Source organism: Pseudofrankia coriaricola (genome assembly GCF_032027725.1).
Lineage (GTDB): Bacteria > Actinomycetota > Actinomycetes > Frankiales > Frankiaceae > Pseudofrankia.
The window spans coordinates 54,115-80,925 of record NZ_JASNFO010000024.1 but is presented as its reverse complement, the minus strand read 5'-3'; the positions used below and the strand labels follow the sequence as shown (position 1 = coordinate 80,925).

Below are 26,811 nucleotides of genomic sequence, written 5' to 3'. Positions count from 1 at the left end.
CGTCACACGCGGATGGGCAGGCGCAGCGGGCCGCGGACGGTGCTGGTGTACAGCATCTCGGTGGCCGCGCGGTCGACGGTCCACTTCGGCCAGCGCCGCAGCGTCTCCTCCAGGCCGATCCGGCCCTCACGGCGGGCCAGCGCCGCACCGAGGCAGAAGTGGATGCCGTAGCCGAAGGTCATGTGCAGGTCGACCTTGCGGTGGATGTCGAGCGCGTCGGGGTCCGGGTACTTGCGCTCGTCGTGGCCGGCCGAGCCGGTGATGAGGATGACGCGGGAGCCCGCCGGGATCGTCGCGTCCCGCAGGGTGACGTCGCGGGTCGTCCAGCGGGCGTTCACCGGCGACGGTGGCTCATAGCGGAGGATCTCCTCCACCGCTCCGGGGATCAGCGCGGGGTCCCGTGCCAGTTCGGCCCGCTGGTCCGGGTAATCGTCGAGCACGCTGGCGGCCCAGCCGAGGTGGCGGGCGACCGTCTCGCTGCCGGCGCTGAACAGCAGGATCGCGAAGCTGGCGAGCTCCTCGTCGGTGAGCCGGCGCGGCTCGCCGGTCAGCTCGTCGGCGACCTCGGCATTGACCAGGTCGGTGAACACGTCGTCGCGGGGATGCGTGCGCCGGTCGGCGAAGTGCGTGCCGAGGCGCTGCCCGAGCTCGGTCAGAGCATGGAGGGACACCTCGTTCGCCATGCCGACGCCCTCCTCCATGTGGAAGACGTTGTCGACGAGGTGGCGCAGCTCCTCGCGCTCGCTGCCGGGAACGCCGAGCAGGATCGAGATGACCGTCGGCGGGAGGATCGCGGAGAAGTCCTGGACGTAGTCGAAACCGCCGGAGCCGATCTGGGCGTCGAGGAGCTCCGCGCAGATCTCGTGGATGCGTTCCTCCAGCATCGTCACTCGGCGGACGGTGAACGCGCGTGACACCAGCTTGCGCAGTGTCGTGTGCTTGGGCGGGTCGAGCCAGATGATCATCGCGGTGTCGTGGGGCTCCGGCGACATCGTCTCGAGGGTGGTGCCGTGGCTCGAGCTGAACGTCTCGGCGTCACGGTGGGCCGCCTCGATGTCCTCGAAGCGGGACAGCGCGTAGAAGTCGAACCGGTCGTTGCGATACACCGGCGCCTCGTCCCGTAACCGCCGCCAGAGCGGGTACGGGTCGTCGCGCAGTTCGGGAGCGATCGGGTCCCAGTAGAGATCGGTCATAGGAGCCTCCGGCTGGTCTTGGACCAGCGACCGAGCGACCTCATCCGTGCCTGGCAGGCGAACGGACCATGTGGCCGCCAGGGTCGACCTGGCCGCTGTTGGTGCGCAGTACGTCTAGATCTTTGTGAGCGCCGCCCGCCGCGGTCGCGCCTGTCGTCAGGACGAGGTCTTGCCGCCGAAGAAGAAGGCGTCCGCATTGCTGTAGAGCCAGTTGTCCCGGACCTCGTCGGTCAGGTCGAGCGCAGCCGCCTCGCCCAGGGTCCGCTTGAACGACAGCACGGGATAGTCGGAGGCGAAGATGACGCGGTCCTTGCCGCGGGTCGACATGAAATGCAGCAGCGAGGCCGGCAGCCGCTTCGGCGACCAGGCCGACGTCATCAGCCGCAGGTTTCGGTACTTGATCATGAGGCGGATCGCGGTGTCCCACCAGGGGTCGGCGCCGTGGATCATGCACAGTTTCAGCTCGGGGAACCGGTAGCAGACCCGGTCGAGGTGGATCGGGTTCTGCGGCTCGGCCGGCAGTGGCGGGCCGGGGATGCCGGTGTTGACACACAGCGGCAGCTCGAGCTCGCAGCACTTCGTGTAGATCGGGTAGTAGACCGGGTCGGTGGGCGGGTACATGCCGTCGCCCCAGAAGCTGGGGCCGACGTTCGTGCACACGACGGGATAGTCGCGGACGTAGGACTCCAACGCCCGCACCGCCGGCATCGGGCGCAGCAGGTTGAAACCGCCGATCGCGAGGGCGAAGCGGTCCGGGCGGGCCTCGGCGAACTGGAACGCCCGGCCGTCGGTCTTCCCGACTTTTGCGATCAGGATCGCCCGCTCGACGCCGTTGGCGTCCATGTCGTCGAGAAGCTCGGGCAGCTCGGGGCTTTTGAAGAAGTCGTCGCCGCCCTTGAAGTAGTCCTCCTTCACGCGGATCATCCAGTCGGGCTGCTTCTTCTGGTCGCCGAAGTCGACGTTCACCAGACAGTCCATGGCGCGGGTCATCGCCGGTCTCCTCTCATAGGTGAGTGAGCCTTTCCCTCGTCTTTCGGCCCGGTGTCGCGCCGGCGCCGTGGGAGGGCGAGAGGAGAAGACTCGGTGATCTCGGTGATCTCGGTGTCGCGGAACGTGCGAGGAAGTACCTGGCGCCGGCCTGCTCAGGCCTTCGCCTCCGCCGCCCATTGGTCGCGGTTGGCCCGCATCGCTTCCAGGACGCGTCCCCAGCCGGGCAGACTCTCGGTGATCTGCATGTCGAAGGGGCTGCTGGTACGGAACTCGAGTATCTCGACGCCGGCGGGGCCCGCGGTGTAGGTGTAAGGGCGGTCCGCCGGCTGGAAGAACCCGTCGCCCTCCGCCAGCACGGTCCTGCCCATGCGCAGCTCGCCGCGGGTCACGTAGTAGAGGCAGTCGGCACTGTGGGAGTGGCGCGGAAGCACATAACCTGGACCGAACCGTGACCACACGAGGCTGGTCCCGCCGGCCTCGGGGTCGCCGAACAGCACCTTGACGAGCTGGCCGCCGCTCGACACCCACTCCATGAACTGCTCGGGCGCCTCCGGGGTCATGACCGGCATCGACATCATCCCGGTCTCGTGCAGCAGCGGCGCCTCGGCGAAGCGGAAGGTCTCGCGCCGGTGGCCGGCCTCCGTCGTTTCCTCCGCCACCGGGGCTGTCTGGGTCGTTGTCTCGCTCATGCCCGCACCTCACTTTGTTCCTGGCCAGGGTTTTGCCGTGAGACTGATTGGATGGTGAAGCCTGACTTTCGTTTCATGCATGGGAGCTGCCCTGGGCCAGGAGTACAAGGACGCTGATCAGTCCCTGGGGCAGTCGCAGAGTGACTGCTTTGGTCACCAGGCCCGTTCGGCGGCGGCGGCGACCTGGGCGCGCAGGGCGGTTTTTGCGATTTTGCCAGTGGCGGTCGTGGGAAGCTCGGCCAGGACGACCAGCGCTTCCGGGCACTTGAAGGCGGCGAGCCGGCCGGCCGCGAACGCCCGCAGGCTCGCCAGGGTCGGCTCGGTGCCGGGGCGGGGGACCACCACGGCGCAGACCCGCTCGCCCAGCGCCCGGTCATCGATCCCGACGACCGCGGCCTCCACCACGTCCGGGTGCTCGTGCAGGACGGCCTCGACCTCCGCGCAGTAGACGTTCTCGCCGCCGCGGATGACGACGTCCTTCAGACGGTCGACGACGTGGACGAAACCCTCGGCGTCGACACAGCCGAGGTCGCCCGAGTGGAACCAGCCATCCCGGAACGAGGTCTTGGTCGCGGCGGCGTCGTTCCAGTAGCCGCGCGCGACCTGTGGCGAGCGGAAGCAGATCTCGCCGACGTCGCCGAGGCCGAGGGGCGTGCCGTCGGCGTCGACGACTTTGACATCGGCGGTGAGGTTGGGTCGCCCGACGCTGTCGGGGTGCGCGGCGAACTCGACGCCGACGTTCGTGACCACCGCGGATGTGGTCTCGGTGAGGCCGTAGCCGTTCAGCAGCGCGACGTCCGCGCCGAACACCTGGGTCGCGAGCGTCACCAGGTCGGGTGGGACGGCGGCGCCGCCGATGGAGAACAGCCGCACGTCCAGCCCCAACTCGCCGACGCCCGGGTACTCGAGGATCTGGCGGGCGACCGCTGGGACGCCACCGAGCGCCGTCACCTCCTCGTCGACGGCGAGCCGCGCCCACTCCTGGGCGTCCCAACGGCGCATCAGCACCATCTTGCCGCCACCGAGCGGACCCCCGACGATGGCCGACACCCCGCCGATGTGGAACAGCGGCGCGGTGGAGATCGTCACCGACTGGCGGGGCGGCGCCGGCCGGCGGCCGGCGATGATGGCCTCGCGCGCGCTGGCGAAGGCCATGTTCCAGAGGTTGGCGATCGTGCCGCGGTTGGTGTTGAGCGCTCCCTTCGGGCGTCCGGTGGTACCGGACGTGTAGAGGAGCGTCACCGGGTCGTCCCGGTCGAGCCGGGCGAACTCGTCGTCCGCGAGCGGGGCGGCGGCCGTCAGCTCATCGAAGGCGAGGTCGCCGGCGTCCGTGCGCACCCCGACCAAAGCCAGGCCCTCGGGCCGGTCGGCCGAGCGGATCCGCTCGCACCGGTCGCCGTCGGCAAACAGCACCGAGACGCCGGCGTCGCGTAAGGCGTATGTCAGCTCCCCACCCGTCCACCAGGAGTTCAGCGGCACGACGACCGCCCCGGCCAGCGCGGCGCCCCAGAACCCGATGACGAATTCCGGCAGGTTGCGCATCGCGATCCCGACCCGGTCCCCCGAACGGACCCCGAAGGTCGTCCGCAGTTCGCGGGCCACACCGCGGGCCCGGCCGCGTACGTCGGCGAAGGTGAGCCGTTCGCCCTCGTAGACGACGTTGACGAGCGCGTCGTGCGCGGCGCCGGCCCGGAAGACGTCGACGATGGTGCGCGGCGCGCGGACGAAGTCCCGTAGTGGGATGCCGGCCAGCACGACGTTCTCGACCTCGAACGGTCCTCCCGGGTGGATGAGCGGCGCGAGCCGCGGGTCGTCGCGGTACGCCGGCGCGAGGCCGGTGTGCTCCAGGGTGGGTCTGGTCATCGGGTCGTCCCTCCTTCGCGACGTCAGGAGGCGGGTAGCCCGACCAGTTCGGCGCAGTTGGCGCGCATGATCCGGTGCACCTCGTCGGGGCTGAAGGCGGTGAGCTCGTCGGTGAACGACGCCGGTTCGGCCAGGCCCTCGCCGTGCGGCCAGTCGGAGCCGAACAGCACCCGCTCGACGCCGATCGTGTCCGCGAGCTTGCGCAGGTCCTCCTCGTAGTACGGCGTGACCCAGATGTGGCGCCGGATCGTGTCAAGGGGATCCTCGGCGAACAGCGACGGGGCCCGGTTCGCGAGCTTGCGCAGGCCCTTGAGCAGTGGGTGGACCCAGTCGGAGCCGTTCTCGATGCTGGCGACCTTCAGGTTCGGATGGCGGGTGAAGACGCTGCCGACGATGAGGCTTGCCATGGTGTCGTGGATAGCCCGGTCGCCGATGAGGACGCCGCCGAGGAGGTCCGGCGCGCGGAACGGGGCGAACTCCTCGGCGCCGCCCCACGGGGCGCCGATCATCGCGTTGTAGCCGCTGTCGCCGAGGTGGAACGCGACGGGTACGCCGGCCTCTGCGAGGCGGGCGAAGACCGGGTCGTGCAGCTTGTCGCCCAGAGAGCGTCCCTTGGGGGTCGCCGTCGGGACCGGCGCGGGGCGCATGTGGACGACGCGCGCGCCCAGTCCGAGCACCCGGTCGACCTCTACCAGTGCCGCGTCCGGGTCGGCCAGCGAGATCATCGGCGCGGCGATGATCCTGTCCTCGTAGGAGTAGCCCCAGTCGTCCTCGAGCCAGAGGTTGAACGCGGCGAGGCTCGCCATCGTGGCCGGGACGTCGTGGCGCAGCGCCTGCTCGACACCGCAGCCCAGCGTCGGGAAGAGCAGCACCGCGTCGAGGCCCTGGGCGTCCATTGTCGCCAGGCGGGCCTCCCGGTCGCGGTACTCGGGCCGGATGGGCTCGACCTTGGTGAGGCTGCGCGGGTCGACTCCCTCCGGGATCTGACCGCGGAACTGCAGGTCGAGGCAGCCGGGGACGATCACCGGGTCGAACGTCGGGTTCGGGATGAAGTTGTTGACCTTCCCGCCCATGACCATCTCGACGTGACGGCCGTCCTGGACGACACGTACCCCGCGGTGCCGGAACTTCCGGTCGAGGTGGCGGGTGAAGGCGTCGAGCGTCTCGTAGTAGTGGTTGTCCGCGTCGACCGGCCGCGCCGCCGCCGGCTCGGGCCCTCGTTCAACCGCCATGGCAGCCTCCCTACGAGCAATGAAGAGATATAGATGTTTCTACCCGCGTAGTCGGCTTGCCGCCAAGCCCCGTCGCGGCCGCGCCGCCGGGTCTGGGGGCGGCGCGGGTGGCTGGAGCATGGGCCGGTCGGGGCCGCGCGGTCAGTGGGCGCCGCTCGCCCGCGGTCCGCGGGGCACGTCGCGAAAGGCGCTGGTGTCGGCGCGGTGCTCGCGGGGCATGCCGAGGAGCCGCTCGGCGATGACGTTGCGGGCCATCTCGGTCGTGCCGCCGCCGATGCAGGCGGCCTGGCGGATCAGGTAGCCGAGCCCGACCTGGGCGGCGATCTCGTCGTCCGGCGCCCACACCACGCCGGCGTCGCCGTACAGCTCGGTCGCGATCGCGGCGCGGCGGGCGTTCGCTGTGCCGCCGAACAGCCTGGGCATCGCGGCGGCGTGGTGGGGGAGCGAGCCCGTGGCCATCTTGTGGGTGACGGATTCAACCAGGGCCCGCAGGACCAGGGAGCTCGTCTGGGCCTCGCCGATGAGGGCCCGGGTCGTGCTGTCATCGATCGTGCCGAGCCGGCGGGCGGCCTCGATCAGGGCCGCGAGTTCGTACGGGCCGGCGTTGGGCCGGTTCCCGCCGCCGGTCACGTAGGGGGAACCGCCGGAGATGGTCCGCTCGTGGTAGAGCCAGCGCGTCATGACGCTCCACCCGGCGTCGACGTCGCCGATCCGGTCGGCGTCGGGCACGACGACGTCGGTCAGGAACTCCTGGCAGAAGTCCTTCGAGCCGTTCACGAGCTCGATCTGGCGGATCTGCAGGCCGGGCGCGGACATGGGCAGGCTGAACACCGTCAGGCCGCGGTGCTTCTCGACGTCCCAGTTCGTGCGGGCCAGGCAGAGCGCCCAGTCGCCCCACCAGCCGGACGTGGTCCAGATCTTCGACCCGTTGAGCAGCCAGCGGTCGCCGTCGCGGGTGGCGCTGGTGACCGCGCCGGCGGCGTCGGACCCGCCGCCCGGCTCGGACAGCAGCTGCACCCAGATCTCCTCGCCGCGCAGCATCCTCGGGATGTGGCGCAGCTTCTGCTCCTCGGTCCCGAATTCCAGCAGCACGGCCATACAGGGGATGAACGTGGACGCCTGGATCTCCGCCGGGTAGTCGTAGCCTTTGATCTCCCGGTTGAACGCGGTCTGGTGCGCCGGGGTCAGCTCCTGCCCGCCGTACTGTCTGGGCACGCAGATGCCGGCGAATCCGCCGTCGAAGAGCCGACGCTGTAGCTCGCGGCACGTCGCGGCGCGCGCCAGCACCTCCTCGTCGGCGGGGTGGGTGGCGGCGTGGAGGAAGAACGTGTCCTTGGCGGGATCGGCCGGTGGCATGTTCTCGGCCAGCCATGCCCGGGCGCGCGCCGCGAACGCGTCGACGTCCTCCAAAGCCGCGCCGTCCTGTGCGATCGCGCTCACGCGCCCTCCTCCATGTCGGCCTCGACCAGCCGTACGACCCGCTCGGCGAAGTAGGCCGGCGTGCCGAACAGCTGCGCGTCGAGCGTGGCCCGGCGCAGGTAGAGGTGCAGGTCGTGCTCGAAGGTGACGCCGATGCCGCCGTGCAGCTGGACGCAGTCCTGGACCAGCTCCGGGCCGACCCGCCCGACGTACGCCTTGGCCGCGCTCGCCCACGAGCGGGCGTCGGGCCTGTCCTCGCCGACGTGCCGCGCGGCCTTCTCGGCGACCGCCGCGCTCGCCTCGAGCTGGGTGCGCAGGTCGGCCATCCGGTGCTTGATCTCCTGGTACGACCCGAGCGGGCGGCCGAACGAGTAGCGGTCGCGCGTCCACCGCAGGGTCAGGTCGAACGCGCGCTCCATCGCGCCGACGATCTCGCCGGCCTGCAGCACGGCCGCGAGGTCGAGCAGCACCTCGTCGTGGACGTCAGCCGTGCCGGGCTCGCCCACTCGGTACGCCGCGGGTACGACGACCTCCCGTAACGTCACCGCCTGGTGGCGCCGGACGAGGTCGATGCCGCCCAGCGGCGAGATCCGAACTCCGGGAGCGTCGAACGGGACGAGATAGTGCGACCGGGCGCCATCCTCGTCGGCCCCCGCGGCGACCAGGAGATAGCCCTTCGGCGCCCCGCTTTCGACGAGGGGCGCCGTTCCGTCGAGGACGACGCCGTCACCCGACCGGGCCGCCCGCACCACGGCGCTGGCGCACGACCCCATCCTCGGCGCGTGTGCCCAGGCGGCGGTGGCGTCCCCGTCGAGCAGCTGCGCGAGCGGCCCGCCGTGCAGCTCCCCGGAGCCCCACCGGCCCAGTGCCGCGGCGACGACGTTGGTCCCGATCAGCGGACCGGGCGCGGCATGCCGGCCGAACTGGAACGCGACCGCGAGGAGGTCGGCGAGGCCGTTGCCGCTGACCGAGCCACCTCCGGCGGCCTCCGGTACCAGCAGCGTCGTCCAGCCGAGCTCGGCGCCCCGCTTCCACAGCGTGGCGTCGAACGTCGAGTCCCGGCGCGCGAACTCACGGATGCGCTCAGGGGGAAAGGTGGCGGCGAGGTACTGCTCGGTGGTGGTCTCGAGCAGGTCCTGGTCCGCTGTCTGGGTGAACATCGTCCTCCTGGGCGTCCGGCGCGGTGTCTCGGTTCTCCCGGCTCTTCGGCCTCCGCCCGGCGGTCGCGACTGAGGGCAGGCACCTCAGGTAAAGCGCCGTGCTCCGTTAATGAAAGTGACAGTACCAGCGGCTGGCGGCGGGCGACGGCGCCAGTAGCCGGAAAGCATCATGATCAACATGGGTTCGTCGAGGCCGGCGGCGACCCGGACCCTCTCTTGGCCCGCCGCACCGCGACCGGGGGTGCCAGCATCGAGATCCGCACGATTCATGCGCGTGCACGCCCACGGCCTGCTCGGCCGCTGGGAGGCATGGGGAGGTGGGCGACGCTGGTGCTCGGACGGTCAGTGACCCGGCGCGGGGCCGACCTCGTCAGCCCTGCGTGGAGCTCGACGCCATGGAGCTCGACGCCGTGGAGCTCGACGCCCTCGCCAGGCGGCGCAGGATCGAATGCCCGTCGCCGGACAGCTCGAGGCGTTCATCCACCCTCTGGTGCCATTCCCGTGGGCGGTGGGCGCCGAGGCCGCTCAGGCAGAACAGGGAAAGGTCGATGAGGTCGGGTGGACTCACCCCGTACTCGTTGCCCACGGTCATCGAGGTGAGGAACGACGTTCGTGTCGACACCAGGAAGTAGGTCGCCGGCTCCACGGCAATCTCGGTCAGCGCGGCGTCGGCCGTGGCGGCCTCGATCAGCTCGCGGTACAGCGACGTCACCGGGGCCTGCGAGCGGGCGAGGAGGCCGGGATCAGCCTGGCCGAGCTGGAGGCGCAGGTACACCAGCCCGCGGTCGACGCCTGCTTTGTTGTGCATCGCCGGCAGGTGCGCCGCCGCGAGGATTGCCCCGGCCAGGCGTTCGAGCGGGTCGTCCAGGTCGGCGATCGCGGCGCGGATGATCCGCGCGTACGTGCGCATCGCCTCCTCGAACACCGCGAGCAGCAGGTCGTCCTTGCTGGCGAAGTACTGGTAGAGCGTCCGCAGCGACTGGCCGGCCTCGTCGGCGACGTCCTGGACCGTCAATGACTCCCCGTTGGAGCGTTCCAACACCTTCGCGGCCGCCCGGATGAACCGGTTCCCACGGTCGATCGAACGCTGCTGCGCGCCCTGCAACGACCGCGTGACAACACGCCGGTGCCAGTCCGCCGCGGCATCGTCGCTCTCGGCACGCTCAGTCACTGCCTCCAGTTCCATTGCCCTCAGGATACCCGGGCAGGTAAGTCCCGCTATCGCCGCTCGGGATCGTCGTGGCGGGCAGTCGCCTCGTAGATGCGCCCGCACATCGAGAAGCGGTTCGGCATGCCCCGTCAGCCCATGATCGCCGCGAACGTGCTGTGGTGGTCGCGATTTGCCCCGATTCACGACCACGGCGACACGGTGGTGGTGATCTACCAGTCGCGGGCCGGCGGGCCGGCGCGTGGCGAGGAGATCAGCCCGCGCCGCGCTGGAGCAGCAGGACGCCGGACGGGGTGCCGCCGCCGGTGGACACGACGGCGGTCCGCGCGTCGGCGACCTGGCGGGCGCCCGCCTCGTGGCGCAGCTGGGTGACCGCCTCGTAGAGGAAGCCGAAGCCGTGGGTGCGGCCCTCGGAGAGCTGTCCGCCGTGCGGGTTGAGCGGGAGCTCGCCGTCCAGGGCGATCCGCCGGCCCTTGTCGATCCAGTCCTGGGCCTCGCCGAACCCGCAGAAGCCGAGGGCCTCGAGCCAGGACACCGCGTTGAAGGTGAAGCCGTCGTAGAGCAGGGCGACGTCGACGTCGGCGGGGCGCAGGCTGGTCCTGGTCCACAGGTGCGCGGCCTGGCCGAGGACCTGGGGCTCGTGGGTGATCGTCCCCTGGTCCCAGGAGACGCGTTCGAGGATCTGGGTCCCGACGGCCTCGACCCGGATCGCCGGCCGGGGCCGGTCGGGCGCGGTCTCGGCGGCCGAGACGATGACCGCGATCGACCCGTCGCAGGGCACGTCGCAGTCGTAGAGGCCGAACGGCGAGCTGATCATCCGGGCGGACAGGTAGTCGTCCATCGTCATCGGGTCCCGGTAGATCGCCGCCGGGTTGCGGGCCGCGTTCGCCCGCCCGTTGAGGGCGATCGCGCCGAGCAGCTCCCGGGTCGCGCCGTAGCGGTGCAGGTACTGGTTGGCGTTCATGCCGATCCAGTTCGCCGCCGACATCGCCCCGAACGGCGCCCGGTACTCGAACATCCCGGAGACCCGGCCGCCGCCCTCGCCGCCACCGCCTCCGCCGCCGCCGAGCCGCAGGGCGGCGAAGGTCGAGGCCCAGACCGTCCGGAAGCAGAGCACGTGCCGGCACAGCCCGTTCGCGACCGCCAGCATCGCGGCGATCACGGCGCCGCCCGGGCCGGGCACGTCCATGCCGCCGTTGATCCAGGTCGGCTGCAGGCGCAGTGCCTCCTCGACGGCGGTGACCCCGCCCTCGCTCATCCCGCCGCCGGCACCGTCCCCGCCGGGATAGGTGGACAGCCCGTCGATGTCGTCGAGGGTCAGGCCCGCGTCGGCGACGGCCGCGAGGCACGCGTCGACCGTGAGCGAGAGCGGGTCGACCATGAGCCGGCGGCCGATCGCGGAGCGGCCGACGCCGGACAGCACCGCCCGGTGCTCGAACCGGTCCTCGCTCACCGGCGGGCGAGGGACAGGCCGACTGGGCGCGGGGACGCGGTCGACCGGGTCGGTGCCGCCGGTCGGCTCGAACAGCGGCAGCCAGACGTCCTCGTGCCGCTCGAACCGGACCGCGACCTCCTGGCCCACGCGCACGTCGTCCGGTGGGCAGCCGACGACGTTCGTGGTGAGGCGGACGTCGGGCTGCTCGGCCAGCGCGACGACGGCGACGACGTAGGGCGGCTCGAAGCCCGGCAGCCACTGGTGGGCGTTCACGGTGAAGCCGATGACGGTGCCCCGCCCGGAGACCTCGGTCGGCGCGCACGCCCGGCTTCGGCACTTCGGGCAGATAGGGGTCGGCGGGTGCACGAGCGTGCCGCAGTCGTCGCAGCCCTGGATCCGCAGCCGGTCGTCGGCGCCCGACTTCCAGAACCACTCGTTCGCCGGCGTCAGCCGCGGAAGAAGCCGCACGTTGTTTGCTCCTCAGGACGGCGCGGTCGGGGCGGGCGGACCGGTGCATGCCCCCCGGCCCCTGGCAGTTACATATGGATGTATCACGGGCGGTCTGGCGTGCGGGTGCGACGCCGACGGCGGCGCCCCGCGGGAGCGGTGGCGGCGCGACCGCTCCGATCCGCGGTGGCGCGGTCACCCGTGGATGGCTCCGAGACCGTCGCTTGACGCCCTCGCCCTCGAACGAAAATATCTATACTTATCTTGGCGCACGACGAGACCGGCAGGGGCGTGGCTGTGAGCGGCATGGGCAAGTTGGATGGCAGGGTCGCGTTCATCACCGGGGCCGCGCGCGGTCAGGGGCGTAGCCACGCGTTAAGGCTGGCCGGGGAGGGCGCGGACATCATCGCGGTCGACCTGTGTGAGCAGATCGCGAGCGTCCCGTATCCGCTGGCGACGCCGGAGGACCTCGCGCAGACCGTGAAGGAGGTCGAGGCGCTGGGGCGGGGCATCGTGGCGGTGAAGGCGGACGTCCGGGAGCGTGCCCAGCTGCGGGCCGCGCTGGATGAGGGGCTGGCCCGGTTCGGCCGGCTCGACATCGTCCTCGGGAACGCCGGGGTCTGCCCGTGGGATGACCTGTCGCTGTGCGGCGGGTTCGTCGATGGCACCGACGTCGACCTGATCGGTGTCATGAACACCGTCGCGGTCAGCCTGCCGCACCTGACGGCCGGTGCCTCGATCGTCCTGACCGGCTCGACCGCCGGGATGATGAAGGGCACGACCGAGGTGATCGGGAACACGGGTGGGGTCGGGTACTCGTGGGCCAAGCAGACCGTGGCCCGGTACACCGAGGTCCTGGCCCTTCAGCTCGCGCCGCACAACGTCCGGCTCAACGCGATCCACCCGACGAACGTGAACACGCATCTGTTGCAGAACGACCGGATCTACAAGACGTTCCGGCCGGACCTGGAGAACCCGACCCGCGAGGACGCTGAGCTGGCCTTCCCGGTGCTGCAGTCCATGCCGATTCCGTACATCGAGCCGAACGACGTCAGCTCGCTGGTGCTGTTCCTCGCGTCCGACGACGCGAGGTACATCACCGGCCTCAACCTGCGCATCGACGCCGGCGGAATGCTCAAGGGCGAACCAGCCCTCTGAGCCCACTCCTGGCGCGGCCGCGAGCTGGCGGTGGGCGCGGCCGCGTCGACACGGACCGGCCGCGCCGCCCGTCGGGCTGGCGCCCCGGCTCAGACCCGGGACAGGACTCGATGCAGGCCCTGGCTGACCAGGTTGTCGTAGGGAAAGGTGCCGGGCATGAAGCCCATGTCGACGACCAGCTTTCCTATCCGGACCATGATCACTGTGAATCGGAGCCCGGCGAACACCTCGAAGTAGTCGAGGTTGTCGGTGGAGCGCCCGGTGGCCGACCGCCAGAGCGCGGCGGTCTCGTCGCGCGACGGGAAGCCTGGCAGGCGGCCGAGGCCCGCCCCCGTGGTCAGCGTCGCGTCGGCGAAGACCCACCAGCCGAGATCGAGGAGCGGGTCGCCGACGGTCGCCATCTCCCAGTCGAGAACCGCGGCGACCTCGAAGTCCTGAAAGATGAGGTTGCTGAGCCGGGCGTCGCCCCAGCACAGCGCCGGCGCGCCGGCGGGTGCCGAAGGCTGGTTGCGCCTCAGCCAGGCGAGCGCGTCCCTGGCCAGCCCGAACGGCTTGTCGTCCTCGGCCCAGGCGAGAAATCTTTCGTAACGGTCGATCTCGGCGGCCAGCGGGTCGTCGGGCGTCGCGAGCATGCCCGGGGGGAGGCCCAGGTCGGCCAGCGGCGTGCTGTGGACACCCGCCAGGGCGCGCACCCCGCTGACCCAGGCGCGATGCTGCTGCTCGGGCGTCGCCTCGGCCAGCCAGCCGGCCGACGCGTACGGCGGGGTGTCGCTGGGGATCTGCCCCGCGACCCTGTCCATGATCCAGAACGGCGCGCCGAACCAGGACGGGTCCGGCTCGAACCAGTGCATGCGGGCCATCGGCACGCTGGAGGCGTCGGCCAGGGCGCGCATCACGTGGAACTGCAGCGCGAACGTGTCGTCGGGGAACACCACGTAGCTCGTCGGCGCGATGCGGGCGACCAGGTGGTGTTGGTCGGGCCCGTCGGGGCCGGACCACGTCGCGTCGAAGAGGACCGTCTCGTTGGACGCGCCGGTGCCGGCTGGAATGGCCGTGTTCCCGACCTCGACGTCCGCCAGCCCGCGGACGTCGGTGAGCCAGGTGCGTAAGCGGCCGGCGGTCTCCGCTGGGTTGCGTAACTGAAAGTCCATGAGCTGACCTCACGTTGGTGCGGCCGGAATAGATCTATATGTATCACTCGTGGGGTGTCGCTCGCCCGCGGCCCGCGCGGGATGTCTCATCCGTCGCGGTGCGGCGGGAGTAGAGCGCCGAGGTGAGCAGCGCCGTCTCGGCGTCGCGCCACCGCCGCCGGTCGTTCTCGTCGTCGAAGTCCAGCTGCAGCGCGTGCTCCAGGTGCGGCCGCAGCAGCACCGGGGCGAACCCCAGCAGGGCCAGCATCGCGGCCGTCACGTGGACGTCGGCCGATGGCCGGGCGATGCCGAGCGCCTCGCGCTGGCTCAGCCCGGCCACCGAGGCGTCGACCGCCAGGGTGAACCATTCCAGGCCGTTCTCGGTGCCGTCGAGCAGCATCCGGCGCAGGTAGGCGCCGAGCAGGGGCGCCTCGGTGGTCGTCCGCTCGAACCGGAGCTGGCGGCGGCGGTGCGCCTCGGCCGGACCCGCCGTGGAGTCGGTGTCCCGCGTGACGTCGCCGAGGACGTCGGTCACCCAGGTCGCGACCTCGTCGACGACGCCCTGCTTCGAGCCGAAGTGGTGCAGGACGAGGCTGGGCGAGACACCCGCCCGCCGGGCGATGGCGCGCACCGTCGCCGCGTCGACCCCGTCCTGGGCGATCAGCGCGAAGGCCGCGTTGCGGATGCGTGCCTTGGCTGTGAGGTCGTCCGGTCGCACCGGTGTCCGTTCCTCGGGTTCGCGCTCCACCGCTTGTCGCTCCTCTCGGCTGCTTTCCGTCCGCTGCTTTCCGTTCCGCCGCGCTTCCGCTCCACGGCCCCTCCGCGACTGTACAAATGTTCAGCTTGCTGAACGCCGATTGACCCGCCGGAAACACGTGGTGACGATGGGCCGGCCGCGCTCCCGCCGGCACGGAGTGGTCCGTGAGCGGGGCCCAGGCCTGCTCGGAAGGGGTGGTCAGATGGGCATTCGGGTTGTGGTCTGTTACACGGGAGGCGTCGGGTCGCAGGCGATCAGGCTGCTGGCCGGCGAGCCCGGTCTGGAGCTCGTCGGCGTCCTCGTCCACCACGAGGACAAGGACGGACGCGACGTCGGTGAGCTGGTCGGGATCGGGCCCGTCGGGCTCGTGGCGACCCGGGACGTCGACGCGCTGGTCGCGCTGCGCGCGGACTGCGTGCTCTGGCACTCGCTGACCTGGGAGCCGGAGGTCATCGCACGGTTCCTGGCCGCCGGGACCAACGTCTACTCGAGCATGGGCGGCTGGTGGCCGCCGTTCATCCCCGCCGAGCGCGAGATTCTCGACCGGGCGTGCGCCGAGGGCGGCTCGACGTTCCTCGCCGGCGGCAACATCCCCGGGCTGGTCAGCGACGTGCTGCCGCTGTTCGTCTCCGGCTACGCCGGCCAGGTCGAGAAGATCCGCTGCTGGCAGAGCGACTACGTGCCGCACTACCCGGGTGCCCAGCAGCTGCAGGGGGCGCTGGGCATGGGCCTGCCTGTTCCGGAGGACCAGTCACCCACCGAGGCGGACCGGGGCTGGATCTGGGGGATCCGCCAGTCGGCGGAGATCGTCGCCGCGGGTCTCGGGTTCGAGCTGACCGACGTGCGGGTGACCAGGAAGGAGTACGCCGCGGCGCTCGAGGACGCCGTGCTGCATCCCAGCGGGCTGGAGGTGAAGAAAGGCACGATCGCCGGCGCCCGCTGGACGTTCACCGCCTACACCGGCGCGGACGGCGACGTGCCGTTCTACGAGGTCGTCAACGAGCAGACGGTCGGCCTGGGCCTGGCGCCCGGCTGGCGGGTCAGCGAGGACGAGCCCAACTGGAAGGTCGAGATCAGCGGCATCCCGACCATCACCTGCGTGTTCGACCTGGCCTTCGACCCGGACCTGGAGCCGGTCTCGGCGCTCAACGCCGCCCGCGCCGTCAACACCATCCCGATCCTCGTCGCCGCCGAGCCGGGAACGAAGACGGTGCTCGACGTGCCGGCGCCGCGCGCCGCCACCCTCGCTCACCGCGCCACGTCGGTGGCGAAGCCGGCGGCGACGCGACCGTGAACGCGGCGACGAGCGCGGCGACAGGCATGACAGACGCGGCGAGCGCGACAGGCTCGGCGGGCTCGGCGATGCGGACGCTGCACGACTACCGGGAGACCCGAGCGCTGCTGGACGCCCACCGGGCCGCCGGCCGCACCGTCGGCATGGTCGGCACCAGTGGCGCCATCCACGAGGGCCACCTGTCGCTGGTCGAGCGGGCCCGGCGCGAGAACGACGTCGTGGCCCTCTTCTACGCGGGCGTGGTGCGGCTCGACTGGGCGCCGGTGTCGGCGCAGATCTATGAGCGCGACATCGAACGGGACAAGGAGCTGCTGGCCGCCGCCGGCGTCGATCTCTTCCTGGTGATGCGGCGCGACGACCTGTACCCGCGGCGTCCGGTCACCTTCCTCGCCCAGTCGGAGCTGGTGCCAGACCTGCCCGGGCTGCTCGGGCCCGACCACGCGAGCATTCTGGCCACGATGGTGTTCACGATGTTGAACGTCGCCGGTCCGTGCACGAACTACTCCGGCGAGAAGGACTGGCAGCAGCTCGTCCTGTTCAGGCGGGCGGCCGAGGACCTGCTGTTGCCGTCGACGGTCGTCGGCTGCCCGACGGTGCGTGAGCCGGACGGCGTCGCGAGGTCGAGCCGAAACGTGCGGCTCACCCCGTCCCAGCGCGCCGCCGCCCCCGTCATCCACCGGGCGCTCACCGAGGCCGCCCGGCTGGTCCGCGCGGGGGAGCGGAACGCGAAGACGGTGACCAGCCTGGTCGCCGACCGGATCGGCCGGGTCGCGACCGTGGACTACGCGCACGCCGTCGAGGCGGACACGCTGCGCCCCCTCGATCTTCTCGAGGGCGACGTCCGGCTGCTCGTCTCGGCCACGTTCGGCGACACCCCACTCGTCGACAACATCGGCGTGACCGTCCCCGGAAAGGCCGGCCCGGTTGCGGCCGGCGACGGTACGGCCCCCGCCGGAAACGACACGAAGAAAGGCGCGGAATGAGGCTGCGGGGAAAGGTCGCGCTGGTCACCGGGGGCACCGCCGGAATCGGCGCCGGAATCGTCAGGATGTTCGCCGAGCAGGGCGCCTCGGTCGCCTTCACCGGCCGCAACCCGACCCGAGGCAAGGAACTCGAGGCGACGCTGCGCGCGGGCGACCACACCGTCACCTACGTCGAGGCCGACAGCTCGGTCGAGCAGGACGTCGCCCGCGCGGTGGCGACGACCGTCGAGACCTACGGCCCGATCACCGCGCTCGTCAACAGCGCGGCCGCAACCGACGTGACTGCGAGCGGCCGTGACAACCACGTCGACGAGATCAGCACCGAGGACTGGGATTACATCGTCCGCACCGCGCTCTACGGCACGATGTGGGCCTGCAAGTACGCCATCCCGCACATGCGGGCCGCGGGCGGTGGCTCGATCGTCAACATCTCGGCGTCGTCCAGCCTGCGCTCGCTGCGTTCCCGGCCCGCCTACCAGTCGGCGAAGGGCGGCGTGAACGTGCTGACCCGCCAGCTCGCCGTTGACTACGGCGCCGACGACATCCGCGCCAACGCGATCATCGTCGGCTTCATCTACACCGGCGAGGAGGGCATGCGCAGGCTGCTCGCCGACGAGGAGTACATGCAGGTCATCCGCGGCATGCTGGTGCTCCCGCGGCTGGGCGAGCCGGCCGACATCGCCGCCGCCGCCGTCTACCTGGCCTCCGACGAGTCCAAGTACGTCACCGGCACCCAGATCACCGTCGACGGCGGAGCCACCGGCTTCCAGCCCACTCTGCAGCGCTTCACCTCCAACGCCGCCCACAGTGCACCCGGCGGGCCGGCGAGCCGGGCCCCCGCGGCCGGGCGCGCCGGCCGCGGCCGCAGCCGCGGCGGCGCGCTCGGCCAGGCCTCGCTCGCGGCGCGGCGCGGCCGCGGCCGACATGACCATCACCGACACGTCACCTGTCGAGGAGCACGTATGTCGACACCCGTGATCACCCCCTCCGGCCTGTTCGTCGAGGAGCGGCTGCTCATCGGCGGCCAGTTACGCCCGGCGACGGGCGGGCGGACCTACGAGAACGTCAACCCGGCGACCGAGGAGGTCATCGGGGTCGCGGCCGACGCGACGGCCGAGGACATGCGCGACGCGATCGCCGCCGCCCGGGCCGCCTTCGACGAGGGCACCTGGGCGAGCGACGTCGAGCTGCGGGTGCGCTGCCTGCGCCAGCTGCGCGCCGCGTTGCTACGGCACGCTCCCGAGCTGCGCGAGACGATCCGCGCGGAGGTCGGCGCGACGAACGTCAGCCTGGACGTGCCGCTGTTCGCCCGCGCGCTGGACAACCTCACCTATGCCGCCGACCTCGCCGAAGGCTACGAGTTCGTCCGTGACCTGGGCGTCGGCGAGTCGATGGGCCGGATGAGCCGGCGGCGCCAGTACCGCGAGCCGGTCGGCGTGGTCGCGGCGATCACGCCGTGGAACGCGCCGATGCAGGTCAACCTGGCCAAGGTGGCCTTCGCGCTGGCCGCCGGATGCACCGTCATCCTCAAGCCCGCGCCGGACACCCCCTGGAACGCCACCGCCCTGGGCCGGCTGGCGGTCGAGGAGACCGACCTGCCGCCGGGTGTCCTCAACGTCGTGCCGACGTCCGACAACGCGGTCGCCCAGCTCCTGGCCGAGGACCCGCGGGTCGACCTGATCAGCTTCACCGGGTCGACGGCCGTCGGTCGCCACCTGATGGCCACCGCGGCGAGCACCGTCAAGAAGGTCTTCCTGGAACTCGGCGGCAAGTCCGCCTGGATCCAGTGCGACGACGCCGACGTCGACACGAACGCACTCATGGTCGCCTACCAGTCGCTGGCGCAGTCCGGGCAGGGGTGCTCGATCAACACCCGGCTGCTGGTCCAGCGCTCCCGCTACGAGGAGATGGTCACCAAGGTCGCGGACGCGTTCCGTTCCATTCCCTACGGCGACCCGGCCGACCCGAACACGTACATGGGCCCACTGATCAACGCCAGGCAGCGCCAGCGGGTGCTCGACTACATCGAGATCGGCAAGGCCGAGGGCGCCCGCCTCGTCCTCGGCGGCGGCAGGCCGGCCCACCTGGAGCGCGGCTACTACGTCGAACCGACGATCTTCGCGGACGTCGACCCGAACTCTCGGATCGCGCAGGAGGAGATCTTCGGCCCGGTGCTGGTTGTCATCCCGTTCGACACCGACGAGGAGGCGGTGCGCATCGCCAACTCGACCATCTTCGGCCTCGCCGGCACGGTCGAGAGCGCCGACGCGGCGCGGGCCCGCGCGATCGCCGAGAAGATCCGCTCGGGCGTCGTGAACGTCAACGGCGGGATGTACTTCAGCTGCGAGGTGCCGTTCGGCGGCTACAAGCAGAGCGGTGTAGGCCGCGAGATGGGCACCCTCGGTTTCGAGGAGTACACCGAGGTAAAGATCATCAGCGAGGGAGTCGCGTAGAACGCCGGCGAGGACCTTCGGCGTTCAGGCTCGCCTCCGTCGGGGCGCTGTCACCGGCCCGACCACAGGGGCGGCCGGCGCTCGAAGAAGGCGGCGATGCCTTCGGCGAGGTCCGCGGTCTCCAGTAGCCGAGCGTGGGCGGCGTCGCTGCGTGCCCAGCTGGCGGTCTCGTCGGGGGAGACCTCCTGATGGGCGACGTCCAGCGCGGCGCGGACGGCGAGCGGCGCGTTCGCGATGACCCGTTCGGCCAGCGCGAGCGCGCCGTCGAGGGCTGCGCCCGGCTCGGTGAGGAGGTTGACGAAGCCGAGCCGTTCGGCGCGTTCGGCGGTGAGGTTGTCGCCGGTGGCGAGCAGCTCGTAGGCGACGTTGCGCGGCAGCACCCGGGTGATCCGGAACGCGCCGCCGAAGTCGGGCATGAGACCGCGCTTGACCTCGGGCAGCCCGAACTGGGCGGTGCGCGCGGCGACGACCATGTCACAGCAGAGCACGAGCTCGACGCCGCCACCGAGCGCCAGGCCCTCGACCGCCGCGATCAGCGGCTTGGTCCGGCGCCGGTGGATGAGCCCGACCAGGCCGCCGCGCTCGGTCGGCTCGCCCGGCCCGCTGGCGAGGTCGGCGCCGGCGGAGAACACCCGGGTCCCGCCGGTCAGGACGCCGCACCAGAGCTCGGGGTCGTCCTCGAGGGTGTTCATCGCCGCGTCGATGCCGGCTGTGACGGCCGCGTTGAGCGCGTTGCGCTTCTCCTCCCGGTCGATCCGGACGACGAGCACCCGGCCCTGCCGGCTGGTCACCACGCTCACTGCTTTACCCCACCTCTCCCATACACCCACTCCGCCAGCACCGTGCGACGACGACCGTCAGAAGCCGAGCTAGAAGCCGAGCTTGCGATGGTCCCAGGAGGCGGCCTTCTCTGGCGTGAGACGCAGCCAGGCGTGCCGGCCGTCGTGGTACATCGACCCGTCCGGGTTGGCGATGTACTTGGCGGCGAACAGCCGCTCGGGTGCCGCCAGCTCGGGGACGTCCGTCTGGCCGGTGCGGGGCGTCTCACCGACCGGCTCGAACCGGCCGCGCAGCTCCACGCCGTGCAGCTCGCCGAAGTCGCCGCCGGCGTCCACGACGACCGCGGCGCGCCCGTCCCGGAGCAGGTCGGCCCACCGCTGGCTGCGCACGATCGAGTAGAGCCACAGCGAGGTGCCGTCCCAGACGAACCACAGCGGGCTGACGTGCGGCGTCCCGCCGGCGGTGAGGGTCGCCACGTGGCACACCCGCTGCTCGGTCAGCAGCGCGTCGACCTCGTCGCCGCTGAGGGCGATCTTGCGCCCCCGCCGCTGGGTGTCGATCAGTTCGGACCGCATGATGCCTCGCTCCTCGGACTCCGGTGGACACGACAGGGCGGGTGCCGGCCGGCGGATGACCCGCGGCCCTCCGAAACGTATCGATATATGGGATGGCCTGTCGCGCGGCGCGGAGCGCGTGACGCGGCGCCGATCCCGCGGGAGAGCGCTTCGGCGGCGGCGGACCGCCGTAAACTGGGCGTTGTCGGACGTGGACGGCATCAGGGGCGGGCCTGATCAGGGCCGTGCGTCACGTCTACATGGTCACGGTCCGAGCGGGAGGGCGTGATGGCGGAGAACGTCGACGACGTCGCCGCCTACCTGCTGGAGCGTCGTGGCGCGATGCGGACCGCGCGGCTTCAGAAGCTCGTCTACTACGCGCAGGCCTGGCATCTCGCGGACCACCGCGAGCACTTGTTCGAGGACGACATTGAGGCGTGGATGAACGGGCCGGTCGTTCGCCGGCTGTACGACCGGCACCGCGGCCGGCGGGAGGCCTCCGGCTGGCCGGCCGGCGACCCGCGGCGGCTCGGCCCGCGGGCGCGTGACGCTGTCGAGCGGATCCTGCGGTCGTACGGCCCCCTGCCCGAGGGAGAGCTGTCGCGGATCGTGCGCACCGAGCCGCCGTGGCGGCTCGCCCGCGCCGGGCGTCTCGTCGCGCGGCGCTCCGCCAAGGTGATCGATCCGACGGTGATGGCCGACTACTACGGCCGGCTTCGCACCTCGCCGGAGGTCGCGGTGGTCGTCGCCGTGGGCAGCGCGCGTCTCGAGGGCCACGAGTTCGGCCCGTACATGGTGGACCGGCTGCGTGAGGCGGCCGCTGGGACACGCGCGGCGGACGACATCATCGCCGAGATGATCGTCCAGTACGGGACGTCGTGACGGCGGTGGAGGACGAGGACCCGTACTGCTGGCCGGGCGCGGCGTGCCTGCGCAACCTGCTCGACATCCGGGACGCCGACGAGCTGAGCAAGGCCGAGCACGAGCTCGTCGGCATCCGCACGGCCGAGCTCACGGCGTCGGTCGTTCCCGGCGCGTACGACACGGCGCATCTGCTGAGGTTCCACCGCCTGCTGTTCCGCGACGTCTACGACTGGGCGGGTCAGCTACGCACGGGCAACATCTCGAAGGGCGACGTGTCGTTCTGCGACGCGCAGCTCGTCCCCGAGCGGCTCGACCAGCTGTTCGCCAAGCTGGCCGTGCGCAGGTTCCTGGTCCCGCTGGAGTGGGACGGTTTCGTCATGTCCTTCGCCTCGCTCTACGGCGAGCTGAACGCCATCCACCCGTTCCGGGAGGGCAACGGGCGGACCCAGCGCGCGTTCCTGCGCCAGCTCGCCGCGCACGCTGGCTGGACGGTCGCCTGGCAGTCGCTGGAACGACGCGCGAACGACAAAGCCTGTGGGGAGTACCTCAGGACCTCCAGGCCGCACGCGCTGATCAGACTCCTCGCTCCGGCCATCGAGCCTCGGCTGGAGTAGCCACGGCTGGAGTAGCCACGGCTGGAGCAGCCACGGCCGAGCCGAGAGGCGGTCCGATCTACTGGGTTCTTCCGCCGCGCTCGGGGGTCTGCTCGACGAGGGTGGCGGTGGCGCGGTCGAGAAGGTCGCAGAACTGCCGGTGTTCCGCCGGGGTGAACCGGTCGGTGAGGGCGCGTTCCAGCACGATCACCTCCTGGTAGGCGCGGTCGAGGATGTCGTGGCCGGCGTCGGTGAGGGTCGCGATGAGGACCTTCGCGTGCACGGGCGACGGCCGGCGGTCGAGGAGCCCCTTGTTCTGGAGGCCGGTCAGCACGCTGGCCATGCTCTGCTGGGTCACCCCGCACGCGCGGGCCAACTGTGCTCCGGACATGGCCTCCTCGCGGGAGAGGGCCAGCAGCACCGTGTACTGGGGCATGGTCAGCCCGTAGCCGCGGAGCACCGCTTCGTGGTGGCCGATCAGGGCCTGCTCGGCGCGCCGGATGCGGGTGCACAGATATTCCTCGACCGGTACGTCGGTCATGTCACAGACCTCTTAGTTGACTCAGGTATCTGATACAGATTGGGTTCCAAGTGTCAGGATACTGAGTTGAGACAGGGGCTTGATGTGATGAAGGCCGTCGTTCTGGGCGTCGATGATTGCTTCCGGGTCGTCGAGGTGGCCGAACCTGTGCCTGGCGCGGGCGAGGTCGCGATCCGGGTCGCCTATGCGGGAGTGCAGTACGGCGATGTACTCGTGCGCGCGGGTCATTTCCCCGTCGAACGCCCGTTCGTGCCGGGTTTCGAGGCGGCAGGCGAGATCGTCGCGGTGGGGGAGGGCGTGGCGGACGCCCGCTTGGGCGAACAGGTCGCCGCGCTGATCGGCGGCGGTGGCTTCGCCGAGGTCGTGACCGCGCCCGCGGTGCTGGCGATCAACGCCGACCGAGTCGACCCACGTGCGGCGGCCGGGTTCGGATGGGTCACGCCGACCGCCTACGACCTGATCAACTCCGTCACCGCCGTTGCGCCCGGGGACAGCGTGCTGATCCATGCCGCCGCCGGCGGAGTCGGGTCGCAGGCCGCGCAGTTCGCCGCCGCGGCGGGCGCGGCCCGCATCGTCGGGGTGGTCGGCAACGCCGACCAGGTCGACTACGCCCACCAGTTCGGCTACCATCAGGTGTTGGTGCGTGAAGAGTTCCCCGACGCTTTGGACGGGGAGACGTTCGACGCCATTCTGGACCCGATCGGCGGCCCCACCCGCCTCGCGAACCTGGAGCGGCTGGCCCCGCACGGCCGGATCGTGGCCTACGGCAACATCGCCACCTTCGAACCGGTCACCGTGTCGGCCAACGACCTGCTGACCCGGGGGCAGTCGCTGATGACGTACAACAGCAACCTGGCCAGCCAGACCAGCCCGAAGAAGCTGGCCGACAGCGCCACCCGCGCCATGAGCCTGGTCGCCGACGGGGCGGTGCGCATCGACATCACCGCGGAATACGAACTGGGCGACGTCGAGACCGCGATCGCGAACCTGGCGGGGGGTGCCACCCGCGGCAAGAGCGTCGTCCGCGTCGGGTGAGTCCCCGCACCTGGCGGCCGGGCCGGGTGCTCGACGCTTCCGCTATTCCCGCACGTACTTCATGAGCGTTTTTGCCTCCCGGCGGAGCCGGTCGGCCGCATCCGTTTGTCCGTGTGCCTCGTAACGCTCGGCCTCGGTGATACGTTCGCCGACCTGCGCGCGCAGAATGGCGATCACGATGCCCGCGGTCAGGTCACGACGTTCCGCTTCGGTCGCGCCGACTCCCGCCCGCGCGCCCGCGACGTGCTCACCGGCCCACGGCTGGCCGTGACCGGGCGCGTCCACCGCCTCCGCGTTGTCGATGGCGGCGATGGCCGTGCGAAGCGCGGTGACGGCATCGCGATTCCGTGCCTTCATCGCGGTGACGAGATCTTCACGGAGCGCTGCTCTCATCAGCCGTCCATCGTGCGCGGGCATATCTCTCCCTCTCGAGGTACCGAATTCTCTGGAGAAGACACGTCCACAGGTGGCCAGCCCAGTGAACGCCTACTCGCGATGCGTGCGAGTGGACAACGAAAACCGACCGACGTCGCCGGCCTTGTAGGTGGCGCTCATGACTCGAGTACCGCCTTGACGTACTCGAGCAGCCGCACGGTGTCGTCGATGTCAGCCAGAACGACGATCTTCATGCGAGCCCGCTCCTCGTCGTAGACCGTTTCGATCCGTACGGGCGCGTCTCCCCGATGCACCGCGACGCCCGTGAGCAGGGTGCTCACCCGGCTCGCCGTGTCGACGCTGATCGCCTCGACCTCGACGATGCTCGACACCTCGACGTGCCGCTGGCGCGCGGCCGTCTCCGGGGTGGGTGTCGACACCGAACGGCCGGTGAAGACCTCGAGGTCCTCGTGCGCGATCCGGTACTGCTTGCCGATCCGCACCGCCTTCAGCCGTCCGTCACGCACGTAGCCGCGCACGGTCCGCACATGGAGGCCCAGCAGGTCGGCGACCCGATCCACCGAGTAGAGACGTTCCACAAACGCACCTTAACATGACCTCGTCGAGGGTTGTTTGAGTAACGATAGGGAATGATCGCGGCATCTGGATCGACCGCCTCTCCGGCGATGCGGTGGCGCGCCGTCCCGCGGCCGGCGGCGTCGAGCCCATGAGTGCGGGCTGGCGCTCCGAGCCAGACCGTCCCCGATCGGGACATGGTCTTCAGCCCTGTCCGCACGCCTAGGCGGGATTGTGCGATCACCACCTAATCAATATCTCGACTGAGTTCAAATATGCTGGCTTGCGGAGGCGGTCGTGGTTGATCGGGTCACCCAGTTCGAGGGACGCGTCGCGCTCATCACCGGCGGCGCGCGCGGCCTCGGTCGCGCGTTCGGTCGGGCGCTCGCCGAGCTCGGCGCGCACGCGGTCCTGACCGATGTCGATAAAGCCGAGGTCGACAAGGCCGCTCGCGAGATCACCGAGGCGGGTGGCCAGGCGGCATCCGCCCACCGCCTCGACGTCGCGGACGACGCGGCCTGGGACGCGGTGCTCACCGACGTCGCCGCCCTGCACGGCGGTGGCGTCGACATCCTCATCAACAACGCCGGCCTGCACTCGCTCGAGTACGGCGTCAACTGGGCGCAGCTCCCTGTATCCAAGCTGCGTCGCCTCTTCGACGTGAACGTGATGGGCGTGATGATCGGGACCCTCGCCGCGCGACCGCACCTGCAGGGCCGGCTAGGCGCCAACATCCTCAACATCTCCTCGTCGGCCGCGTTCAACGGCATGGGCGCCTACGGGGCGACGAAGGCTGCCGTACGCGCGCTCACGCTCGCCTGGGCGCGCGAGCTCGGGCCCAGCGGAATCCGCGTGAACGCGCTGGCACCGGGCCTGCACGTCACCGACACGATCCGGAACGAGTTCACCCCGCAGATGATCGAGGGCCACCGGCACCACCAGTTCCTCGACCTCGAAGGCACCGAGCAGGACATCGTCGACGCGATGCTCTACCTCTGCTCCGACAAGGCCCGCTTCGTCACCGGCGAGACGATGCGCGTTACCGCCGGCTACGCGAGCTCCCTCTGACCCTGCTGACGCCTGCGCGATCGCCTTACCCGGCCGCGTCCCGCTGCCCCTGATGCCGAAAGACGGCCGCAGGATCGATGCCGCCATCGTCTTCGACCCGGTGCTCCCCGACGAACAGCGCCTGGGCATCCGACCGGACTACGCACGTCCGCAGCCGGGACAGTCACCAGCGGAATAAAGGGAAAACCTGGTGACGATGAGCGGCTGCTCCAGCTTGCGCAGGAGTGGCCGGACATGACGCTGGCGCAGCGGCGACGCCTGTTGGCCCGGGTGATGGAACGCATCGACGTCATGGCGGATCATCACCTACCGGCAGAGGACCGGATGTGCGTCAGGCCGCATCCGCAGCTTGGACCGGCCGACTGACCCCGTCGATGATCGCTACCACGTCCCGGGCCACCTCATCCGTCAGCGGACCCGCCGCAACCGCAGCCCGACGACCTGCCAGCCAGCCCGCCAGATAGTCCGCCCGTGCCGAGGCAGGCACCCAGTCCGGAACCGTCACCTGCGCGCCGTCCGGTTCCGCGGAACCGAGCCCCGCCGCCGCTACTCTGTCCGCACCGCATTGACGGGCCGTTTCGGATCTTGGCGGGAGGCGGTCCCACCCGCCCACCCCCACCGGTCGCGCGCAGTCTTCCGCGACCGCCGCAGCAGGGACAGACAACGAGCCGGAACCTGCGGTACTCGTCCTCTCGGCGGCCATAAGCCCCGCCAGGTTCGCTGCGCCGGTCGTCTCTTCGTGGTCGTCGAAGGGCAGCACGATCTGTCCAGCCAACGGCCCCGACCCGCGCCGCCGACTCACGGCCCCGCCCCGGGCGCATCCTCCGCCCCAGCAGGATCACGGCCCCGTCCGACGTAGCGCCACTGCCCGACAATGAGCGTGCGCTCGTCCCCGTCGGGACGGCCGAACTCATCGAGCACCAACGGCCCGCCATCGCCGTCCAGGCCCAGCGGACGGCCCGACAGCGCGGCGGCCAACAGCCGCGCCCACCGGCGCCGGACCAAGCGCACCGCGCCGAACGTCGTGGAATACTGCCGCGACTTCGACAACCAG

General features: G+C 71.0%; 26 protein-coding genes and 1 pseudogene. 10 read left to right on the top strand and 17 right to left on the bottom strand.

What is annotated here, in order from left to right; all coding sequences use genetic code 11:
• Positions 1-2 precede the first annotated feature (2 nt).
• The 9 genes from QOZ89_RS13885 to QOZ89_RS13845 form a co-directional block, all read right to left on the bottom strand.
• Positions 3-1,193, bottom strand: a complete 1,191-nt coding sequence (locus QOZ89_RS13885; RefSeq protein WP_071048540.1) for a cytochrome P450 — start codon at positions 1,191-1,193, stop codon at positions 3-5.
• 156 nt (positions 1,194-1,349) lie between these two features.
• Complete coding sequence (locus QOZ89_RS13880; RefSeq protein ID WP_071048539.1) at positions 1,350-2,183, bottom strand: amidohydrolase family protein; 834 nt, start codon at positions 2,181-2,183, stop codon at positions 1,350-1,352.
• Between the two features lie 152 nt (positions 2,184-2,335).
• Complete coding sequence (locus QOZ89_RS13875) at positions 2,336-2,872, bottom strand: cupin domain-containing protein (RefSeq protein ID WP_071048538.1); 537 nt, start codon at positions 2,870-2,872, stop codon at positions 2,336-2,338.
• Positions 2,873-3,025: 153 nt separating this feature from the next.
• A complete protein-coding gene (locus QOZ89_RS13870) occupies positions 3,026-4,735 on the bottom strand; it encodes a class I adenylate-forming enzyme family protein (protein WP_083418533.1) in 1,710 nt (569 codons plus the stop codon).
• A 23-nt stretch (positions 4,736-4,758) separates the two neighbouring features.
• Positions 4,759-5,967 carry an amidohydrolase family protein gene (locus QOZ89_RS13865; RefSeq protein ID WP_071048537.1) on the bottom strand — a complete coding sequence of 403 codons (1,209 nt, stop codon included), beginning with the start codon at positions 5,965-5,967 and terminating at the stop codon, positions 4,759-4,761.
• A 141-nt stretch (positions 5,968-6,108) separates the two neighbouring features.
• Positions 6,109-7,323 (bottom strand): acyl-CoA dehydrogenase family protein, encoded by a 1,215-nt coding sequence (locus QOZ89_RS13860; RefSeq protein ID WP_241841679.1) that lies wholly within the window; start codon positions 7,321-7,323, stop codon positions 6,109-6,111.
• A gap of 80 nt (positions 7,324-7,403) precedes the next feature.
• The gene (locus QOZ89_RS13855) at positions 7,404-8,546 is read right to left on the bottom strand and encodes an acyl-CoA dehydrogenase family protein (protein ID WP_071048535.1); all 1,143 of its coding nucleotides are present in this window, start codon (positions 8,544-8,546) and stop codon (positions 7,404-7,406) included.
• 370 nt (positions 8,547-8,916) lie between these two features.
• Positions 8,917-9,717 carry a TetR/AcrR family transcriptional regulator gene (locus QOZ89_RS13850; protein WP_083418532.1) on the bottom strand — a complete coding sequence of 267 codons (801 nt, stop codon included), beginning with the start codon at positions 9,715-9,717 and terminating at the stop codon, positions 8,917-8,919.
• A 250-nt stretch (positions 9,718-9,967) separates the two neighbouring features.
• A complete protein-coding gene (locus tag QOZ89_RS13845) occupies positions 9,968-11,617 on the bottom strand; it encodes a thiolase C-terminal domain-containing protein (protein WP_071048533.1) in 1,650 nt (549 codons plus the stop codon).
• 285 nt (positions 11,618-11,902) lie between these two features.
• Here QOZ89_RS13845 and QOZ89_RS13840 point away from each other — a divergent pair, with 285 nt between their 5' ends.
• A complete protein-coding gene (locus QOZ89_RS13840; protein WP_071048532.1) occupies positions 11,903-12,754 on the top strand; it encodes a mycofactocin-coupled SDR family oxidoreductase in 852 nt (283 codons plus the stop codon).
• Positions 12,755-12,843: 89 nt separating this feature from the next.
• Here QOZ89_RS13840 and QOZ89_RS13835 read toward each other — a convergent pair whose 3' ends face one another.
• Together QOZ89_RS13835 and QOZ89_RS13830 are read right to left on the bottom strand one after the other, a co-directional pair.
• Positions 12,844-13,905 (bottom strand): phosphotransferase family protein, encoded by a 1,062-nt coding sequence (locus tag QOZ89_RS13835; protein WP_312623964.1) that lies wholly within the window; start codon positions 13,903-13,905, stop codon positions 12,844-12,846.
• Between the two features lie 43 nt (positions 13,906-13,948).
• Positions 13,949-14,632: a TetR/AcrR family transcriptional regulator gene (locus tag QOZ89_RS13830; RefSeq protein WP_312623963.1), complete on the bottom strand. Its 684-nt coding sequence runs from the start codon at positions 14,630-14,632 to the stop codon at positions 13,949-13,951.
• A 211-nt stretch (positions 14,633-14,843) separates the two neighbouring features.
• Here QOZ89_RS13830 and QOZ89_RS13825 point away from each other — a divergent pair, with 211 nt between their 5' ends.
• From QOZ89_RS13825 to QOZ89_RS13810, 4 genes and pseudogenes are all read left to right on the top strand, one after another.
• Complete coding sequence (locus QOZ89_RS13825) at positions 14,844-15,935, top strand: dihydrodipicolinate reductase (protein ID WP_312623962.1); 1,092 nt, start codon at positions 14,844-14,846, stop codon at positions 15,933-15,935.
• Between the two features lie 68 nt (positions 15,936-16,003).
• Positions 16,004-16,918: a pantoate--beta-alanine ligase gene (locus QOZ89_RS13820; RefSeq protein WP_071048557.1), complete on the top strand. Its 915-nt coding sequence runs from the start codon at positions 16,004-16,006 to the stop codon at positions 16,916-16,918.
• Positions 16,915-17,667, top strand: a pseudogene (locus QOZ89_RS13815) (SDR family NAD(P)-dependent oxidoreductase); the annotation flags it as partial. The gene QOZ89_RS13820 and the pseudogene QOZ89_RS13815, both read left to right, overlap by 4 nt.
• Before the next feature lie 213 nt (positions 17,668-17,880).
• The gene (locus tag QOZ89_RS13810; protein ID WP_312623991.1) at positions 17,881-19,371 is read left to right on the top strand and encodes an aldehyde dehydrogenase family protein; all 1,491 of its coding nucleotides are present in this window, start codon (positions 17,881-17,883) and stop codon (positions 19,369-19,371) included.
• Positions 19,372-19,421: 50 nt separating this feature from the next.
• On the opposite strand, the gene QOZ89_RS13805 is transcribed toward QOZ89_RS13810, so the two are convergent.
• Together QOZ89_RS13805 and QOZ89_RS13800 are read right to left on the bottom strand one after the other, a co-directional pair.
• Entirely contained in the window at positions 19,422-20,171 is a 750-nt protein-coding gene (locus QOZ89_RS13805) for an enoyl-CoA hydratase-related protein (RefSeq protein ID WP_312623960.1), read from the bottom strand.
• 69 nt (positions 20,172-20,240) lie between these two features.
• Positions 20,241-20,726 (bottom strand): pyridoxamine 5'-phosphate oxidase family protein, encoded by a 486-nt coding sequence (locus QOZ89_RS13800; protein ID WP_071048525.1) that lies wholly within the window; start codon positions 20,724-20,726, stop codon positions 20,241-20,243.
• A gap of 267 nt (positions 20,727-20,993) precedes the next feature.
• Here QOZ89_RS13800 and QOZ89_RS13795 point away from each other — a divergent pair, with 267 nt between their 5' ends.
• Positions 20,994-21,587 (top strand): Panacea domain-containing protein, encoded by a 594-nt coding sequence (locus tag QOZ89_RS13795; RefSeq protein WP_071048524.1) that lies wholly within the window; start codon positions 20,994-20,996, stop codon positions 21,585-21,587.
• Positions 21,584-22,183: a Fic/DOC family protein gene (locus QOZ89_RS13790; RefSeq protein ID WP_083418531.1), complete on the top strand. Its 600-nt coding sequence runs from the start codon at positions 21,584-21,586 to the stop codon at positions 22,181-22,183. Before QOZ89_RS13795 ends, QOZ89_RS13790 begins: the two co-directional genes overlap by 4 nt.
• A 58-nt stretch (positions 22,184-22,241) precedes the next feature.
• Here the strand turns inward: QOZ89_RS13790 and QOZ89_RS13785 are convergent, their stop codons facing one another.
• Positions 22,242-22,703, bottom strand: coding sequence for a MarR family winged helix-turn-helix transcriptional regulator (locus tag QOZ89_RS13785; RefSeq protein ID WP_312623959.1), 462 nt, complete (start codon positions 22,701-22,703; stop codon positions 22,242-22,244).
• A gap of 66 nt (positions 22,704-22,769) precedes the next feature.
• Here QOZ89_RS13785 and QOZ89_RS13780 point away from each other — a divergent pair, with 66 nt between their 5' ends.
• The gene (locus tag QOZ89_RS13780) at positions 22,770-23,738 is read left to right on the top strand and encodes a quinone oxidoreductase family protein (RefSeq protein ID WP_312623958.1); all 969 of its coding nucleotides are present in this window, start codon (positions 22,770-22,772) and stop codon (positions 23,736-23,738) included.
• Between the two features lie 42 nt (positions 23,739-23,780).
• Here QOZ89_RS13780 and QOZ89_RS13775 read toward each other — a convergent pair whose 3' ends face one another.
• Entirely contained in the window at positions 23,781-24,155 is a 375-nt protein-coding gene (locus QOZ89_RS13775; RefSeq protein WP_071048521.1) for a GatB/YqeY domain-containing protein, read from the bottom strand.
• Between the two features lie 134 nt (positions 24,156-24,289).
• Positions 24,290-24,712, bottom strand: coding sequence for a helix-turn-helix domain-containing protein (locus tag QOZ89_RS13770; RefSeq protein WP_071048520.1), 423 nt, complete (start codon positions 24,710-24,712; stop codon positions 24,290-24,292).
• A 274-nt stretch (positions 24,713-24,986) separates the two neighbouring features.
• Between QOZ89_RS13770 and QOZ89_RS13765 the strand changes: the two genes are divergently transcribed.
• Together QOZ89_RS13765 and QOZ89_RS13760 are read left to right on the top strand one after the other, a co-directional pair.
• Positions 24,987-25,757 (top strand): SDR family NAD(P)-dependent oxidoreductase, encoded by a 771-nt coding sequence (locus QOZ89_RS13765; protein WP_312623957.1) that lies wholly within the window; start codon positions 24,987-24,989, stop codon positions 25,755-25,757.
• 234 nt (positions 25,758-25,991) lie between these two features.
• Positions 25,992-26,123, top strand: a complete 132-nt coding sequence (locus QOZ89_RS13760; protein ID WP_274536514.1) for a hypothetical protein — start codon at positions 25,992-25,994, stop codon at positions 26,121-26,123.
• Positions 26,124-26,555: 432 nt separating this feature from the next.
• Here the strand turns inward: QOZ89_RS13760 and QOZ89_RS13755 are convergent, their stop codons facing one another.
• Positions 26,556-26,768, bottom strand: coding sequence for a hypothetical protein (locus QOZ89_RS13755; protein ID WP_071048518.1), 213 nt, complete (start codon positions 26,766-26,768; stop codon positions 26,556-26,558).
• Between the last annotated feature and the right edge of the window lie 43 nt (positions 26,769-26,811).

Excerpts from the sequence above, each read along its gene's own strand:
- QOZ89_RS13760 (WP_274536514.1), top strand. The coding sequence starts at position 25,992 with ATGACGCTGGCGCAGCGGCGACGCCTGTTGGCCCGGGTGATGGAACGC.
- QOZ89_RS13860 (WP_241841679.1), bottom strand. The coding sequence starts at position 7,323 with ATGCCACCGGCCGATCCCGCCAAGGACACGTTCTTCCTCCACGCCGCC.
- QOZ89_RS13810 (WP_312623991.1), top strand. The coding sequence starts at position 17,881 with ATGTCGACACCCGTGATCACCCCCTCCGGCCTGTTCGTCGAGGAGCGG.
- QOZ89_RS13820 (WP_071048557.1), top strand. The coding sequence starts at position 16,004 with ATGCGGACGCTGCACGACTACCGGGAGACCCGAGCGCTGCTGGACGCC.
- QOZ89_RS13870 (WP_083418533.1), bottom strand. The coding sequence starts at position 4,735 with ATGACCAGACCCACCCTGGAGCACACCGGCCTCGCGCCGGCGTACCGC.
- QOZ89_RS13885 (WP_071048540.1), bottom strand. The coding sequence starts at position 1,193 with ATGACCGATCTCTACTGGGACCCGATCGCTCCCGAACTGCGCGACGAC.
- QOZ89_RS13825 (WP_312623962.1), top strand. The coding sequence starts at position 14,844 with ATGGGCATTCGGGTTGTGGTCTGTTACACGGGAGGCGTCGGGTCGCAG.
- QOZ89_RS13795 (WP_071048524.1), top strand. The coding sequence starts at position 20,994 with ATGGCGGAGAACGTCGACGACGTCGCCGCCTACCTGCTGGAGCGTCGT.
- QOZ89_RS13865 (WP_071048537.1), bottom strand. The coding sequence starts at position 5,967 with ATGGCGGTTGAACGAGGGCCCGAGCCGGCGGCGGCGCGGCCGGTCGAC.
- QOZ89_RS13840 (WP_071048532.1), top strand. The coding sequence starts at position 11,903 with ATGGGCAAGTTGGATGGCAGGGTCGCGTTCATCACCGGGGCCGCGCGC.
- QOZ89_RS13785 (WP_312623959.1), bottom strand. The coding sequence starts at position 22,703 with ATGACCGACGTACCGGTCGAGGAATATCTGTGCACCCGCATCCGGCGC.
- QOZ89_RS13775 (WP_071048521.1), bottom strand. The coding sequence starts at position 24,155 with ATGCCCGCGCACGATGGACGGCTGATGAGAGCAGCGCTCCGTGAAGAT.
- QOZ89_RS13875 (WP_071048538.1), bottom strand. The coding sequence starts at position 2,872 with ATGAGCGAGACAACGACCCAGACAGCCCCGGTGGCGGAGGAAACGACG.
- QOZ89_RS13855 (WP_071048535.1), bottom strand. The coding sequence starts at position 8,546 with ATGTTCACCCAGACAGCGGACCAGGACCTGCTCGAGACCACCACCGAG.
- QOZ89_RS13880 (WP_071048539.1), bottom strand. The coding sequence starts at position 2,183 with ATGACCCGCGCCATGGACTGTCTGGTGAACGTCGACTTCGGCGACCAG.
- QOZ89_RS13835 (WP_312623964.1), bottom strand. The coding sequence starts at position 13,905 with ATGGACTTTCAGTTACGCAACCCAGCGGAGACCGCCGGCCGCTTACGC.
- QOZ89_RS13800 (WP_071048525.1), bottom strand. The coding sequence starts at position 20,726 with ATGCGGTCCGAACTGATCGACACCCAGCGGCGGGGGCGCAAGATCGCC.